11 protein-coding genes are annotated in these 15,982 nt (G+C 41.0%); 1 reads left to right on the top strand and 10 read right to left on the bottom strand.

All coding sequences use genetic code 11. From position 1 onward, the window contains the following. Nucleotides 1-28: 28 nt before the first annotated feature. The 8 genes from H6G77_RS00700 to H6G77_RS00665 all read right to left on the bottom strand — a co-directional run bounded on the left by H6G77_RS00700 (nt 29) and on the right by H6G77_RS00665 (nt 11,195). Nucleotides 29-244 carry a 4-oxalocrotonate tautomerase family protein gene (locus H6G77_RS00700; RefSeq protein WP_015111665.1) on the bottom strand — a complete coding sequence of 72 codons (216 nt, stop codon included), beginning with the start codon at nt 242-244 and terminating at the stop codon, nt 29-31. 65 nt (nt 245-309) lie between these two features. Next, nucleotides 310-1,461 (bottom strand): hydrogenase formation protein HypD, encoded by a 1,152-nt coding sequence (hypD, locus tag H6G77_RS00695; RefSeq protein WP_190587815.1) that lies wholly within the window; start codon nt 1,459-1,461, stop codon nt 310-312. 44 nt (nt 1,462-1,505) lie between these two features. Next, the gene (locus H6G77_RS00690) at nt 1,506-1,751 is read right to left on the bottom strand and encodes a HypC/HybG/HupF family hydrogenase formation chaperone (protein WP_190587814.1); all 246 of its coding nucleotides are present in this window, start codon (nt 1,749-1,751) and stop codon (nt 1,506-1,508) included. A 56-nt stretch (nt 1,752-1,807) separates the two neighbouring features. After that, complete coding sequence (gene hypF, locus H6G77_RS00685; RefSeq protein ID WP_190870574.1) at nt 1,808-4,363, bottom strand: carbamoyltransferase HypF; 2,556 nt, start codon at nt 4,361-4,363, stop codon at nt 1,808-1,810. Nucleotides 4,364-4,402: 39 nt separating this feature from the next. Continuing rightward, nucleotides 4,403-5,596 (bottom strand): hypothetical protein, encoded by a 1,194-nt coding sequence (locus H6G77_RS00680; RefSeq protein ID WP_190870573.1) that lies wholly within the window; start codon nt 5,594-5,596, stop codon nt 4,403-4,405. 78 nt (nt 5,597-5,674) lie between these two features. Continuing rightward, nucleotides 5,675-7,000, bottom strand: a complete 1,326-nt coding sequence (locus H6G77_RS00675) for a sorbosone dehydrogenase family protein (protein ID WP_190587811.1) — start codon at nt 6,998-7,000, stop codon at nt 5,675-5,677. Between the two features lie 374 nt (nt 7,001-7,374). Then, nucleotides 7,375-9,690 (bottom strand): NACHT domain-containing NTPase, encoded by a 2,316-nt coding sequence (locus tag H6G77_RS00670; RefSeq protein WP_190673622.1) that lies wholly within the window; start codon nt 9,688-9,690, stop codon nt 7,375-7,377. Nucleotides 9,691-9,944: 254 nt separating this feature from the next. After that, nucleotides 9,945-11,195: a competence/damage-inducible protein A gene (locus tag H6G77_RS00665; RefSeq protein WP_190870572.1), complete on the bottom strand. Its 1,251-nt coding sequence runs from the start codon at nt 11,193-11,195 to the stop codon at nt 9,945-9,947. Between the two features lie 368 nt (nt 11,196-11,563). Here H6G77_RS00665 and H6G77_RS00660 point away from each other — a divergent pair, with 368 nt between their 5' ends. Then, nucleotides 11,564-12,898, top strand: coding sequence for an RNA-guided endonuclease TnpB family protein (locus tag H6G77_RS00660; RefSeq protein WP_190870571.1), 1,335 nt, complete (start codon nt 11,564-11,566; stop codon nt 12,896-12,898). A gap of 35 nt (nt 12,899-12,933) precedes the next feature. On the opposite strand, the gene H6G77_RS00655 is transcribed toward H6G77_RS00660, so the two are convergent. Then, on the bottom strand, nt 12,934-13,980 hold the full coding sequence (locus tag H6G77_RS00655) for a glycosyltransferase family 4 protein (protein ID WP_190591463.1): 1,047 nt from the start codon (nt 13,978-13,980) through the stop codon (nt 12,934-12,936). 169 nt (nt 13,981-14,149) lie between these two features. Next, nucleotides 14,150-15,433: a serine hydroxymethyltransferase gene (gene glyA, locus H6G77_RS00650; protein ID WP_190591464.1), complete on the bottom strand. Its 1,284-nt coding sequence runs from the start codon at nt 15,431-15,433 to the stop codon at nt 14,150-14,152. Nucleotides 15,434-15,982: the final 549 nt, after the last annotated feature.

Here is a 15,982-nt window from a genome sequence, read left to right as displayed (position 1 = left end):
ATTCCTGCCTCCTGCCTTCTAACTAGTTTTATCTGCCGGTTTCGTCATGTCTACCGCGATGTCTATCGCAGTGTAAGATACCGTTGACAGCCCAATTTTCACGTTCAAATTCATCAATGTGAATGGTTATCCATTCTGGTTTAGTATCTAAGGATGTGACTAGGGCGTTAGTAATAGCTTCGACTAGATGCCGTTTTTTTTCGATGGAATGACCACGGGCAATTTTGACTGTAACAAAAGGCATAAATTCCTACTCCAATCCTAAAATTTTTGTGTTGTAGAGTGCGGATTGCTCACTCTTATATTAGGTTATGAAGTTAGGGTTGCTGTTTGTTTTTCAGTTACTTTTTTTTGCGTGAAATTAGAGAAGCGTCCGTATTTGTAATAAGCTGCACAAGCACCTTCCGAGGAAACCATGCAAGTACCTATCGGTGTTTCTGGGGTGCAGGCTGTACCAAATACTTTACATTCCCACGGTTTTAAAACTCCTTTGAGAATTTCGCCACATTTACAAGCTTTATGGTCAGCAACTTTTTGATTAGGGATGGTAAATTTTACTTCAGCATCAAATTGGCTATATTCAGGACGAATTTTTAAGCCAGAATTTGGTAGTTCTCCTAAACCACGCCATTCAAAAGTTTCGCGTACAGCAAAAACTTGATTCATCGCTTTTAGTGCTATTTGATTTCCAGCTTTTTCGACAAGTCGGTTATATTGGTTTTCGACTTCGTAACGATTTTCTACTAGCTGTTTTAATAACATCCAAACTGATTGGAGAATGTCTAGGGGTTCAAAACCAGAAACAACTATTGGTTTATGATATTGTTGGGCGATAAATTGATAGGGGTCAGTACCAATTACCATACTGACATGACCAGGGCCAACAAATCCATCTAGTTGTAAATCTGGGTTATCTAGTAGTGCTTTGAGGGCGGGAATAACTAATACATGATTGCAAAACATACTAAAGTTATGTATGTTTTCTGCATCAGCTTGGAGGATGGTAAAAGCTGTGCTGGGAACTGTGGTTTCAAAGCCGAGGGCGAAGAAGACTACTTCTTTGTTGGGGTTATCTTTGGCGAGTTGTAAGCTATCTAAGGGCGAGTACACCATACGAATATCTGCGCCTTTGGCTTTGGCTTGCAGTAGGCTGTCTTTGGAACCGGGAACGCGCATGGTGTCGCCAAATGTTGCCAAGATGACGTTAGGATGTTGGGAGATAGCGATCGCATCATCTAATCTTCCCCTTGGCATGACACAGACTGGACAACCAGGCCCATGTATTAATTCAATATTGTCGGGCAGAATTTCTTCAATACCGTATTTAAAAATAGAGTGAGTATGTCCGCCACAGATTTCCATAATTTTGATATGTTTTTCTATTTGGCGGCTGATTTTTACTATCTCTTTTTGTAGGGCATGGGCTTTTTCGGGTTCCCGAAATTCGTCAACGTATTTCATAAAATATAGGGCTAATTTACTGTATAAACTCTGCGTTAAAATCTCTAACTCATAGCGGCGATTTCTGCTAATAATTTTAATGTCTCCGCAGCTTCTTCCTCATTAATTCGATTCATCGCAAAACCAACGTGAACTAATACCCAATCTCCTAAACAAGCTTCGGGCGTATGTTGTTCATCGACGATGCAAGCGATGTTAACTTGACGTTTGACACCAGCAACATTCACAATGGCTAATTTTTTCTGAGTGTCGGTAATTTCGACAATTTGTCCAGGAATTCCTAAGCACATTTGTATTTTCCTTTTATAGCGAACCGCAGAGGCGCGGAGGGCGCAGAGAAGAAGCGTTAATAATTTGTAATTAATTTTGCGGCTGTAATTATGGCTTGTCCTAACGATAAACCGCCATCGTTAGTAGGAACTAAGCTATGAGTTAGTACGTTAATATTAGAGGCTTGTAAATGTTGAGTGACTAACTGTAATAAGATAGTATTTTGAAATACTCCTCCTGTGAGAACTACTTGCTGAATTTGATATTCTTGACACAGAAGCTTAACCATTTTTACTGTAATATGAGCTAAACTCTGGTGAAATTTAGTAGCGATGACTGATTGGGGAATTTGTTGCTGCAAATCACTGAGTAAAGCAGACCACATTGGTGCTGAGTCTATACAATAGATATTATCGGAAAAGTTAAAATTAAAGGGATAAATTAGCTTTTCTTTATGATTGTTTAAGATGTTAACATCAACTAAAGATTCTAAGGCGATCGCAGCTTGTCCTTCATAGCTACATGCTTCAGTACAAATACCAATAGCGGCGGCTACCGCATCAAATAATCGCCCGATTGATGAGGCTGGAGGCGAGTTAATGTTTTTTTCTATAACTTGATTGAGTAATTGTAATGGCTTTTTTTTCAGAAATTTTAATATTTCTAAATCAGGATATTCTTGTTGGCATTGCTCCCAAAGATTTGCTGAGATTAAATGGGCATAAGTATTACGCCAGGGTTGGTAAATTGCTTGTTCACCACCTATCATCGCCACTGGTTTAAATGTTGCTAGTCGCTGAAATTGACGGTAGTCAGCCAGCAGAAATTCTCCGCCCCAAAGTGTGCCATCTTCGCCATAACCCAAACCATCAAAAGCAATACCTACAACTGGTGATGTATTTAAAGCAATGTTATTTTCCGCCAGACAAGCAGCAATGTGGGCGTGATGATGTTGAATTTGATGCAGAGGAATTTGATTAGCCGTGGCGAGTTCTTTACCAAATTTACTAGAAAGATATTCAGGGTGTTTATCGATGGCGATCGCTTCTGGTTTATGCTCAAATAAATTCAAGTATAAATTCAGCGTTTCCTGATAAGCATTAAACGCCGCCGCATTTTCTAAATCACCTAAATGTTGCGATAAAATTGCCTCACCATCACGCAACAAACAAAAAGTATTTTTTAACTCACTCCCCATTGCTAAAATTGGCGGTACTTGCTCAAATCCTGGTGGTAAATTAATCGGTGCTGGTGCGTATCCTCTAGCACGACGAACGATTTGGATTTTCTCTCCAACAACCCGCACGACAGAATCATCTATACGATTAACAATATCTCGATTATGTAATAGAAAATAATCAGCAATCTTCCCCAACTTTTCTAACGCCGCATCATTATCAATACACTGTGGTTCATCAGAAATATTGCCACTCGTTAACACAATGGGTCGATTCATCCGCCGCAAAATTAAATGATGCAAAGGCGTATAAGGTAACATGAATCCGAGAGTATTTTGTCCTGGTGCAACAGATTCTGCTATGGAGTGCTGAGTGCTGTACACTGAGCGTTCGCGCAGCGTCTCCGACAGGAGAAGTCGAAGTGTGAGTGCTGAGTGCTGAGTGTTTTCTGGAGAGTGCTGAGTGCTAAGTGCTGAGTGCTGAGTATTTTTATTATTGATAAGACTTATACCAAAACCCTCTGTAACTCCTCTTCCCTCCTCTCCTTCGCGCTCTTTGCGCCCTTTGCGGTTCGTTTCTTCTTTCCTCCGCAACAAAACAACAGGTGCAGCCGAACTAACTAATAACGCCTTCTCTTTCTCACCAACAATACAATATTCCTCAATTACCGCCAAATCTCGCGCCATCAAAGCAAAAGGCTTATCATAACGTTGCTTACGCTGACGTAATTTCTGCACAGCAACTTCATGTGTTGCATCACAAGCCAAATGAAACCCACCTAACCCCTTAATTGCAACAATCTCACCCTTTTGCAACAACGTACAAACAGCATCCACATCATCCATCATCGAAAACATCGAAGCAGTCACAGGTTTACCATCAGCACGTTCTAGCCAAGCAGAAGGGCCGCAACTATGGCAAGCTGTAGGTTGGGCGTGAAATCTGCGGTTTTCGACATCGTGGTATTCTGCTGCACATTCAGCGCACATCACAAACGCAGACATACTGGTATTACATCTGTCATAAGGAATAGCGCGAATAATACTCAGACGGGGGCCGCAATGAGTACAGTTAGTAAAAGGGTAACGGTAAAACCGACTAAAGGGGTCAAAAATTTCCTTTTGACATTGGGGACAAGTCGCCGCATCTGGTGTGATGTCGGTTTTGATTTTGTTGCTGACACTTGGCGAAATCACAAAATCATCATAGTTATACTCTTGTGTACATCGAGTTCTGATTAACTCTTGAATTTTTGCCAGTGGTGGACATTCTTGCTGTAACCTCACCACAAACTCAGCTATTGCTTCCTCACTTCCAGAGACACGAATTAATACACCTTCTCCATCATTACAAACATCGCCCCGCAACCCGCAAGCTTTAGCCAGACGGTAGACAGTCGGACGAAACCCCACCCCCTGAACAGTACCTCTAACTCTGATTTCTTCACTTGCCATATTCTTCTCTTCGCGTCCTTTGCGTCCTTTGCGGTTCGTTTAATTCTCCTCATCAAACCCCCACAATAAAACCCGATTATTTCCAGAATCAGCAATTACCGCCGTATTCCCGCAAATTTTCACACCATAAGGCCAATTCAAACTATCGCGCATCGGGAGTCCGTAATTGCGGTTTTCGCTTTTACTTGCAAAGCTACTTTGTCCAATAATTGCCGAAGCGATCGCACCTTGCAATGATAATATAGATTTCGCCTGCTTCCATCCTAGCAACCGCGAATTTGCCGTATCCGCCACCAGCAACCATTCCCCAGTCGTCGCCACCCCATAAGGCATACTTAAACTACTCGCACTCGGCCAATACACCCCTTGATTCATCTCTACAAAATCAAAGCTATTTTGTCCTAACACTACTGCACAAGGCGTATTATTTTCTGTGGGGATACCTTGCCAAATCATCACACGATGATTACCCGCATCAGCGACAACTAAATTATCATGCCAAACTGCAATATCATGACACCAACGCATACTCGCCGCCGTTGCAGAAGCACCGCCATTCTCATTCCGAGAAATCATATCTGGTTGTCCCAGAACTATATCCGCAGGCTGACCATTTTCTGTGGGTAATTGCTGCCAAATTAACAACCTGCGATTACCAGTATCCGCCACAAATAGCTTACCTTGATGATAGAAAACCCCATAAGGCCAGTGCATTGTATTGGCAGTTGCTTTTTGAGTGCCGCGATTAGGTTCATTATCAATAAAATTAGTCTGTCCTAATACCAAATCGGCTGGCACATTGCTATCTTCTGGGACATTTTGCCAAATCAAAACTCGATGATTCCAAGCATCAGCCACCGCTAAACCTTGCCCACAAACACAAATTCCGGTGGGGACGCTAACCGTGTTTCTTCCTGTCTTACCTTTAGCATTCTGCCCTTCATGATAAAAGTCTGGTTGTCCAATTACCCAGTCTGCCGGTTGATTATCTTCACTAGGTAAATTCCGCCATCCTAATAATCGATGATGTCCTGTATCTGACACCCACAATGACTTATTTTCTGATGTTAAACAAGCCCCACGAGGGCCAAACATTGTGATTGGGCTAGGTGCTATTGGTATAGCTAATTGTTGCGGTTCAAGACTAGTACCTAAAATTACCTTTGCACCATTTGGTGATAAAGGTAAATTAGATAAACTTGCTACAGCATTACTATTGTTAGGAATAGACATGAACCGCCACGAAACACTAATTGTTATTTAAAATTATCGGCGGATATCAGCTTGTATCGGCGGCTGCTATTTTTTAGTCTATTTTTGATTACCTACATATTGAATGCGATAAATCCGGTTATTAGCTTCTTCTGTGACTAACAAACTCCCATCAGGCAAAACTAATAAACCAACAGGCCTTCCCCAAGTAGTTGGGGTACTGGGGTTTAACAAAAATCCCGTGAGAAAATCTTCGTAATTGCCTTGTGGTCGTCCTTGGGTATTAAAAGGTACAAATACAACTTTATAACCAGTCCCGCGATCGCGGTTCCAAGAACCCCGAAACGCCACAAAAGCGCCATTTTTATATTTTTCAGGAAAACTCTTACCATCGTAAAACTGCACACCCAAAGCCGCCGAATGAGCTTGAAATAACACATCAGGCGTACGAGTCCTGGCGGCTAAATCTGGGCGTTTACTTTTACCATTCGCAGTTTGACGGGGGTCAAGTTTATTTGGTGTTAAGTAAGTATAAGGCCAGCCATAAAATTCTCCCTGCTGAATGCGGGTGAAATAATCAGGAACCAAATCATCCCCAATACCATCCCGTTCATTTACCGTTGTGTAGAGTTCCTTCGTCACTGGATGAAAATCCAAACCTACAGGATTTCGCAAACCAAAGGCGAAAGTTTGCTTTTGGGAACCATCCAAATTCATCACCTGTACAGAAGCCCTCGGTAACTCTTCCTCATCCACATTAGAACGAGAACCAACCGAAACATACAACTTCTTCCCATCTGGTGCAGCGATAACATTTCTTGTCCAATGTTGGTTATAACCACCGCCAGGAAGATCAGCAATTTTTGTCCCAGTCCCCGATAGTTGTTTTTGTCCTTTGCTGTAGGGAAACCGTAAAACCTCATCAGTGTTCCCCAAAAAGAAATAATTCCCCGCAAACGCCATCCCAAAAGGAATATTTAAGCCATTGTCTGCACTCGCAAATGTTTGACTCACATCAGCCACACCATCGCCATTACTATCTCTCAGCAAGCGAATGCGGTTTTCTCTCGTTTCTGTTACCAACACATCACCACTAGGAGTTAAAGCCAACCATCGGGGTGCGTCCAAACCTTCTGCAAAGACATTCACCTGAAATCCTGGCGGTACGCGCAATACCGGATTTTGGGGAATAGATACTACTTCTGGGCGCTTCGAGGCGCTTTTGGTAGCGAAAGGTGGCGGTAACTTCTGCAAATTGATGCGAATTGGTTGTGGCGCAAGCGGTTCAGTGCGGATAATATTTTTTGATTGTGTATTTGCTGCTAATAAAGGCGCAGGCGTAGATTCAGAAACAGCACGAGTTTGGTTACAACCTGCTGTCATCAATAACAAAGCCAACCACCAACAACAACGAAGAAATTTCATAACCGTGAGAAGTTAGACGCAACTTTTGTAATTTAGAACTAAGACGGAATTTTTGTCGCCTATCTCAAGTTTGATTTATATACCAATACATTTCAGATAATACCATTTTTGATTTTAGATTTTGGATTGAGAAAGGATTGACTGGTAAGCTTTTGGGTAATCCATTTGTCGCAATCATTCTTCAATTTAGTATAAGAAAAATAAATTTTAACCAAACCAACAAATAATGATTCAACAAAAAACGAAAAAATGATTTTGGAGGGGGTTTGGGGGAGAATCCCCCAAATCTTGTTCATTATCTGATAGATAGAGCAGAAATTGAGAAATCAACTCTCATAAACTTAACTGAAGCATATTGTCTTATAGCCGCGATTTCAATCGTCAGACTTCCCAGGCAAAAACAAACTTGTCTCTAAATAATTCCGTAATTGTGGAGAAACATCAGTGGCAGTTTTCAAACAATCTAAAAGTAATTGGTTAGCATCCCAATACTGTTGTATCTCCTCCAAATCTTGAGAATTAAATTGCCAATTATGCCCAACTTTGCGGTTAGTAATCATCCAATTACGTAAGCTTTCTGTCCAGTTTTTGCCATTGTCTTGCCACCAAATTTTCAAAACTTCTCCACCTTGACTGGGGGAAGGTAGCTGATTTTTAAGGTTTTGCAATGCTGTCAGCAATTCTGGTTGATTTGCCAACAAATGCTTGAGATCAAGAGATAAACTCAAAGCCGAAAATCTTGGTAAAAAAATATCTGGATTTATGCCTAAACTTACAGTCAATCCATGCGTTAAAGCCAAATCTAATGCTAAATCTGTGGCGAGATTACCTGCAAGCTGATTATCCAAAAGTATAGCGAGTTCTTGATTACAGGCTAAAGCTGATTCTGGAGGCAAGGCCAGAGTAAAGTAAAAAGCCCGCACACTTGCTACATGATAAGATGTTTTGACGGCGGCTGATTTTTGCATCAGCCAAATTAAAAAATGATGTATTTTAGAATTTTTTCGAGATAAATTATCAATCTTTTCCTTCATAGATTTTAATAATTCATCGGCAGGGTTTAACATTCCCGCACTTAGTAAAAAAACTTCCCGCCAATATTTTTTATTCAGGTGCTTCATCAATGCTGCTAGGGTTTGGGAATTGAGGTTAGTCACTATTTCTTTAGCAGTGAAATATTGTTGCAAGCTAAAATGCGAAAAGGCATAAATTCCTAGTGCCTTTTGCATTAATAATCCATGCTGGGCTTCAATTGCCTGTAATACAGATGCACTTTCTATTTCTAAAGCTGCGGCATCGTGAGTTGGATTAAAATTTTGCAGTAAATAATCTGTAATTAGTTGACACAGATGGGATTGTGGCTGAAAATAACTGCTTTGGGGAAAGGTAATTGCTGCTAAATGACTGAGTAGTTTAATTTTGTGCAACAATGAAAAATTAGGATAAATTTCATCTCTTTTAACGCCTTTAGCTTCATCCCAGCGCGTGAGTAGTAAATCCAAAATTTGTTTATAAATTTCAGCGCGGTTGTTGGGAAAATCTTCGTTAAACTGAAAGACCAAACAAATAAAGTTAAGTAAAAGCGGGGTGCTTGCTAAATCTAGAATTGGTAAATTTTCTTTTAATTCCAGCTTTTGCATAAAGCGACTGGCTAATTCTTTGGCTAAGGCTGGTGTTTGTTTGGCAATAGCAAGAAACCACTTTTCGGCAAAATTAGCTATTTGCGGTTGAGTAAAATTGCCAATTTCGACTTCGGTAAAGCCATAAAATTTATAATTTTGTATGCCCAGTCTACAAGTAATAATTATTTTATTTTTACAAAATTTTTCGGTAAGTTGCCGAATTTTGTTGATGATTTTATTGACATCTTTCTCAAGAACTTCGTCTAAGCCATCTAATAAAATTAAAGCCCGTCCATGTGTGAAAACTGTATTTAATTCTTGTTCACTAATGCCCAAATTGAGAAAAGATTCACACAGATAGTTAAATAAACTAATTTGACTAGATCCGCGAATATCTTCCGCAAAGTCTTTTAACCGCAAAAAAATGGGTAAATAATCAGGGTAAAGCAATCCCAGATTACAACTATTGGCGATCGCTTGCAAAAATGTGGTTTTGCCAATACCGGGTTTACCTAGCACCATCAGCTTGTCATATTTTTTGACGGCTGCTATTCCCGAAGTTCTAGTTTGCGGCCAGTCAACTACACCCAAGCAGTTATTTTCTTTGATCCATACCTGGGGAAATTTCTTAATTTCTAGCCATCTGCGACTGTTAATTTCTTCTAAAATTTCGACATCAACATAAATATCATGGAATTGTATTGTTTGGGCAACATCCAAGATTTGCACAGTACCACACTGCATTTGAATATTTTTGTGATACACAGACCGCAGTTTGTGTACAACTGTCTCAATATCTAATGATAGATTTGCAGGGCTGTCTAGCAAACCTGATTCGTCTGTGGTAAAAGATTGGGCAATTTCTGCGATATCTAGTTCCAGAGCAAAACAAATATCGTTAAATACATGACGGTCTATCCGTTGGCCAGTAAAAAACTTCCAAATGGCTTGGCGAGTCTCTAAGCCTACCTCAGCTGCTAAATATTCTTGTGTCCAGCCTTTGCGTTTAAAGGCTTGTTTTGCTTTTCTGATCCCTTCAGCCGATGCTTGGAGCGATCGCTTTGCCATAATCTACCACCACAATCTGTATCAGATTACTTATTCGTATACAACTTATACAAGTTATACGCTAAGTTAAACAAAAACCCCAACATCATTTCATACATCGGCTAGACATAATAGTAATCGAGTCAGCCAAATCTACATACCCAACTAGCTGAAGGCATTGTCCAAACAGCAAATTGCTTTTGAGCAATGCCCAAGCTTTTATTTAGTGCTGAGGAACTCTAGTTGCATAGGCGAGTTCCCTACTCTCTAAATTTCTACCGCTTTAATAATTGCCGACGTAGTAAATCTAGTGCTGTACATGCACTTAAATGGCGAATAAAATTGCGATCGCGCATTGTTCCAAAACGCTGCTCAAAACTTTTCACTTCGTTATTTGGCCCAGCTAAACCGATATAAACTAAACCCACAGGCTTAGTCTCAGTTCCGCCACCAGGGCCAGCAATACCAGTAATACTCAGTCCCCAGCTAGTTTCCAAGCGGCTTTTCACTCCCATAGCCATTTGTGCCGCTACCACAGGACTCACAGCCCCAAATTTCTCTAAATCTTCTGGGTTTACCCCCAATAACCGCACCTTTGCTGAGTTGTCGTAAGAAATTACCCCACCCCAAAAATAATCAGAACTACCAGCAATTTCTGTGAACATCTGCCCCAGTCCACCACCAGTACAAGATTCGGCTACTGATACAGTTTCGCCTGCTGAACGCAACAACTCACCCACCACAGAAGCTAAAGTATCATCATCAGCACCATAACAATCTAAGCCGGCAATTTCTTGCAGTTGTTTTTCAATAGGTACAATCAATTCCTCGGCGGCGGTGGCTGATGCTGCTTTGGCAGAAATTCGCAATCTCACCTCTCCCTTTCCGGCGTAAGGTGCAACTGTCGGGTTGGGTAAGTTGAAATAAGAAGACACTTTTTCCGCTAAAGCTGATTCACCAATACCCCAAAATCTTAAACTCCGGCTATAAATAATTTCCTTACCCCAGCCTTGATTTTTCAAAAACGGTACTGCTGTTTCTTCCCACATTCTGTACATTTCACTAGGAACACCAGGAAAAGTAAAAATTGTAACTTCAGGACGAGGTTGCCAAATAATCCCCGGTGCGGTTCCTGTTGGGTTGGGTAAAACTTCAGCACCTTGGGGAATTAAAGCTTGCTTACGGTTAGTAGGAGTCATCACCCGACCCCGTTGAGCAAATTTCTGAGTAATATCTTCGATAATTTCTGGATCTTCTACTAAAGGTGCGCCAAAAAAATCTGCAATAGTTTCACAAGTTAAATCATCTGGTGTCGGGCCAAGACCACCAGTAAAAATTAAAATATTCGCTCTAGCAATAGCAATTTCAATAACTTGCTTTAATCTTTCGGGATTATCCCCGACCACTGTTTGATAATAATGAGGAATGCCGAGTTTCGCTAATTGTTGGGCGAGGAATTGAGAATTACTGTTGAGGATATCGCCTAATAGCAGTTCAGTACCAACACAAATAATTTCTGCACTCATAATAATTAAAGCAAAAGGTAAAAGAAACAGACTTAATCTAAATAGAATTCAGAAGTCAGGAGTCAGAAGGGCGGATAAACTTTGAAATACCCAGCTAAGTCTTTCGCGCCTTAATGGTGGGTTTTTTCCGCCACTGATTTATTCTGGATTCTGACTTCTGAATTCTTTTTTAACAGATTTCGCGTAATTCCCCTTCCTCCGCGAAGCAGGGAGGGGATGTAAGCGCGTCAAAAACAAAACGCCCATCATACCAATTTTTACAGCAGGTGAAACAGGTATGGTGGGCAGTTGAGTCTTCATCTTGAAAACTGAATTTTGCTAATGGTACTATACCATGAGTCTCAATTACTGTAAGGGGGTGGTAATTAGTGGCATTGCGTAGAGCGACTTTTAGGTTATATCCAACTAAAAAAGTGAATGATTTATTGCACTATCACCGGAGACTTCATAAGGAACTCTATAATTCCGCAGTGTCTAATAGAATTACGTCTTACAAGAAATTTGGCAAATCTGTTTCGTACTTTGAACAACAGAACTGCCTGCCAGAATTCAAAGAAGTTTGGACGGAATATAAACAGATAAATTCCCAAGCATTACAAGCAACCTTGAAACGTGTTGACTTGGCATTTACACGTTTCTTTAAAGGCTTAGGTGGCTATCCTAAATTCAAATCAATTCGCCGTTATTCTGGATGGGGTTATCCATCTTTCACAGGATGGAAATGTCACAGTACAGGTGATAACGGCTATTTAGAACTGGCTAAAATTGGTTCTATACAAATGCGTGGTAAGGCTAGGTTATGGGGTCATCCCAAAGCTTTAGATATTGTTCACCGCAATGGTAAATGGTACGCATCTATAGTTTTAGATGTAGATGATGAACTATTAAGCAATAGCCGCAAAACAGATGATGGTGTTGTTGCAATTGATTTGGGATGCAATGATGCAATTGCTTGGACTAATGGAGAAGAAAATGGGTTGATTCCTGCTCCTAGATTTTTTAGGAATGCCGAACAGAAAATCAAACAATTAAGTAAGGGTAAGCGGCGTAAACGTTCACCTAACTATAAGAAAAAACAGAAAGCTTCTAGGAGATGGAAGAAAGTTCAATCTCAGATTAGCAAGTTATATCGAAAAGTAGCTAATCAAAGGCAGAACTGGGCTCATCAAATTACTACACGAATAGTTAGCGGTAATAGCACGGTAGTAACTGAAAAACTAGAAGTTAAAAACATAAGTGCCAAAGCTACGAAGGGCAAACGTAAAAAGCAGAAATCTGGTCTCAATAAATCAATTCTTGATGTTGGTATGGGGATGATTAAACAATCTCTTAAGGCTAAGTTGGACGATGTTAGTGGCGTATTTGTTGAAGCACCAACCAAGAAAATTAAACCATCTCAAACTTGCCCTAAATGTGGTCATCAAGAAAAGAAAACTTTAGACCAGCGAGTGCATATTTGCAGTAATTGTGGATACACTCAACAGCGTGATATCGCATCATCTGAAGTCCTTTTGCTTTGGCACTCAAATCGACTACTGGGGTTTGGAACGAACCTCGCAGATGCAGATGATTCTAGCTCTACTTCATGTACCCGTAAGACTGCGGGAAGCATGAAGAACCTGGGTCAAATGAAGCGTCAAAAATCTCAGGCTACGCTAGGGGATGTAGAAACCCCTGGCTCAAACGAAGTTAGCCAGGGGTAGTTCATAATACTGTATTTCTTTTACCTTGCTAGTTTTTACTTTTGCTGAGAGCGTTTCCAAACTCGCCAACTGGTGTAAGTTAGCAATGAAGTAGCACCAAAAGCATAAGCAATACCACTAGGGATACCAGCTACGGCTAAGGCTAAACTGCCAACCCAGAGCGTGAGTGTATAAATAAATAACACAGTCCAGCGATGAGATAAACCAGCTTGTAGTAATCGGTGGTGTAAGTGACATCTATCTGCTACCCAAGGCAATTGACCACGGCGAAGGCGTGTCAAAATCACTGCTGACATATCTAAAATTGGTACTGCCAAAATTAAATAAGGCAAAATTACGGCGGTAAAGGCTGGAACTTTCACCAAACCAATTACGCCTACAGCCGCTAAGGTGAATCCCATAAAATAAGACCCGCCATCTCCCATAAAGATTTGGGCCGGGTTGAAATTATAGCGGAGAAAACCTAATGCTGCGCCAGCTAAAGCAGCTGCAATTAAAGCTGCGGCTGGTTGGTGCATAAATAAAGACACCAAAAGCATAACTATGGCTGCAATTCCCGACACACCAGCCGCTAAACCATCCAAACCGTCAATCCAGTTGATAGCGTTCACCATCCCCACCAGCCAAATTACAGTGATTGGTAAACTTAGCCAGTTTAGGTCAACTATGCCGATAGTGGGGACTGTGATAAAGTCTATACTTACACCTGCTTTCCACGCGCCAGCAGCAACGATTACTTGTAAAATCAATCTTCCCAAGGGAGACAGATTGAGTAAATCGTCTGCTAAACCAATGAGAAAAAAGCCCAAACCCCCCAAGGTAACACCCCAAATTTGCCATTCTTTGTCAGGCGGTAAATTGGCAAATCCACCTAGCCACCAAACAATGAGTAGAGAAATGAGAGTACCTGCGAAGATAGAAACTCCACCCAGACGTACCATCGGGCGTTCATGAACTTTTCGACCACCGGGTTTATCTACAGTTCCACTTTTTATACCAATGTTTTTTATATCAGGCGTAGTCCAGAGAACGACTACGGCTGCGACCAGGAAGGCAATCAGATGATAAATCTGAGCAGGCATCTGTATTTTAAATTAAGTAGTGGTTAAGACAAAACTCTACCGAGGGAGGGTTCTACTTAATATCTACTACATTTTCGGTTTTTATCAGCAGAAGATTTTTTAGTCAAAAGCTAAAAGGCAAAAGGAAAAACCAATGATTCTTTTGCCTTTTGACTTTTGACTTTTGACTTTATGCTAGTGCGGGTACGGGAATTTGCAGGTGGGGATATAGGGGGAAGCGATCGCACAATGCCCCTACTCGACGTTTACAATCAGCTGCGACTGCTTCTGATTCGGGGTTGAGCAGGCGATCGGCAATAATATCACCAATTTCGGTAAACTCTGCTACACCCAATCCTCTGGTAGTCATGGCAGGAGAACCTAGTCTCAAACCACTGGTAACAAATGGTGATTGGGGATCAAAGGGTACGGTATTTTTATTTGCAGTAATATTTACACCGCTTACCAGTTGATCGGCTTGTTTACCTGTCAAACCAATGGAGCGTAAATCTACAAGCATCAAATGGTTATCTGTACCATCAGATACCAACTTTAAACCACGGTTTTGCAGTTGTGTGGCTAAAGCTCGTGCATTTTCAATTACCTGTGCAGAATAGGTTTTAAACTCTGGCTTTAAAACTTCACCAAAAGCCACTGCTTTACCTGCAATGACGTGTTCTAAAGGCCCGCCTTGAGTTCCAGGAAAAACTGATTTATCCAGCTTTTTACCCAATTCGGCATCTTTAGTTAAGATTAATCCGCCTCTGGGGCCGCGCAAGGTTTTGTGAGTAGTCGTTGTGACCACATCACAGTAAGGAATGGGATCGGGATGTAAGCCAGAAGCCACTAAACCAGCGATGTGAGCAATATCCGCTAGTAAATAAGCACCAACTTCATCAGCAATACTACGGAATTTTTCAAAGTCAATAATCCGAGGATAAGCCGAATAACCACAAATCAACAGCTTTGGACGCTCCCTTAACGCCAGCTCTCGAATTTGGTCGTAGTCGAGTTGTTCTGTTTCTTTACTAACACCGTAGTGACTGACTTGGAACCACTTACCCGAAACGTTAACAGGCGAACCGTGAGTCAGGTGTCCACCATGAGACAAATCCATCCCCATGATTTTGTCGCCTGGTTCGAGTAAAGTCAGGAAAACTGCAAAGTTGGCTTGTGCGCCGGAATGGGGTTGGACGTTAGCATGAGCCGCACCAAACATTTGTTTAGCTCGGTCAATGGCAATTTGTTCGACTTTATCAACAAATTCACAGCCGCCATAATAACGTTTACCGGGCAGTCCTTCAGCATATTTATTAGTTAAGACTGAACCTTGAGCCGCCAGTACAGCCGCAGAGGTAAAGTTTTCACTCGCAATCAACTCTAAGTGGTCGCGTTGACGCTGGAGTTCTTCATTGATTAATCCGGCGATCGCGGGGTCAGAAGATGCAAGAAAATCTGAATTAGTCCTAGTCACTTTAACTATCCTTAGTGGAAATTTGGACAATGGTATTTTTTGGAACTGAGTTTCAAAGTAATAACTCGCAGTCAAAGGTTTACATTGCCAGATTTATTGACTGCCGACTATTCACTATTGGTAGTAACTAAAATTGATTACTTAGCTCCCAGCCCGATTAAGTCCCATTGATGTGTTAATTATTATAAAGCTCTTTCTGGAACATGAACTTAACAGTTATCTAGAGAATACAACAAACATTACTTAACATTGGGTTAAAAATTTATGTATTGAGTTATGACTTCATAACTCAATCTCCGAAAAACTCAACATAAAATAAAGTTAAGGTTCACTGAGGAATCTTTGGCGATTAACCTCATTTTTCTCAAAAACAACTTTAGAGGAGCAGCACAGCCCAACTAAGCAGCTAAACCAAAGCGTCAGAATTCAGGAGTCAGAAGGGTTAAAGAATCAGGAACAATATTTGATAAATTTATTTCCTGACTTACTACTGGACTTTATTATTCTGACTTCTGACTCCTGAGTGCTGAATTTTTACACCAAAGCAAT

The sequence above is a fragment of the Aulosira sp. FACHB-615 genome, assembly GCF_014698045.1.
Taxonomy (GTDB): Bacteria; Cyanobacteriota; Cyanobacteriia; order Cyanobacteriales; family Nostocaceae; genus Nostoc_B.
This window is presented reverse-complemented; position numbering and strand designations above follow the sequence as displayed.

Bases quoted from the DNA above. Each gene is read 5' to 3' on its own strand.
- H6G77_RS00700 (WP_015111665.1), bottom strand. From the start codon at position 244: ATGCCTTTTGTTACAGTCAAAATTGCCCGTGGTCATTCCATCGAAAAA.
- hypD (WP_190587815.1), bottom strand. From the start codon at position 1,461: ATGAAATACGTTGACGAATTTCGGGAACCCGAAAAAGCCCATGCCCTA.
- H6G77_RS00690 (WP_190587814.1), bottom strand. From the start codon at position 1,751: ATGTGCTTAGGAATTCCTGGACAAATTGTCGAAATTACCGACACTCAG.
- hypF (WP_190870574.1), bottom strand. From the start codon at position 4,363: ATGGCAAGTGAAGAAATCAGAGTTAGAGGTACTGTTCAGGGGGTGGGG.
- H6G77_RS00680 (WP_190870573.1), bottom strand. From the start codon at position 5,596: ATGTCTATTCCTAACAATAGTAATGCTGTAGCAAGTTTATCTAATTTA.
- H6G77_RS00675 (WP_190587811.1), bottom strand. From the start codon at position 7,000: ATGAAATTTCTTCGTTGTTGTTGGTGGTTGGCTTTGTTATTGATGACA.
- H6G77_RS00670 (WP_190673622.1), bottom strand. From the start codon at position 9,690: ATGGCAAAGCGATCGCTCCAAGCATCGGCTGAAGGGATCAGAAAAGCA.
- H6G77_RS00665 (WP_190870572.1), bottom strand. From the start codon at position 11,195: ATGAGTGCAGAAATTATTTGTGTTGGTACTGAACTGCTATTAGGCGAT.
- H6G77_RS00655 (WP_190591463.1), bottom strand. From the start codon at position 13,980: ATGCCTGCTCAGATTTATCATCTGATTGCCTTCCTGGTCGCAGCCGTA.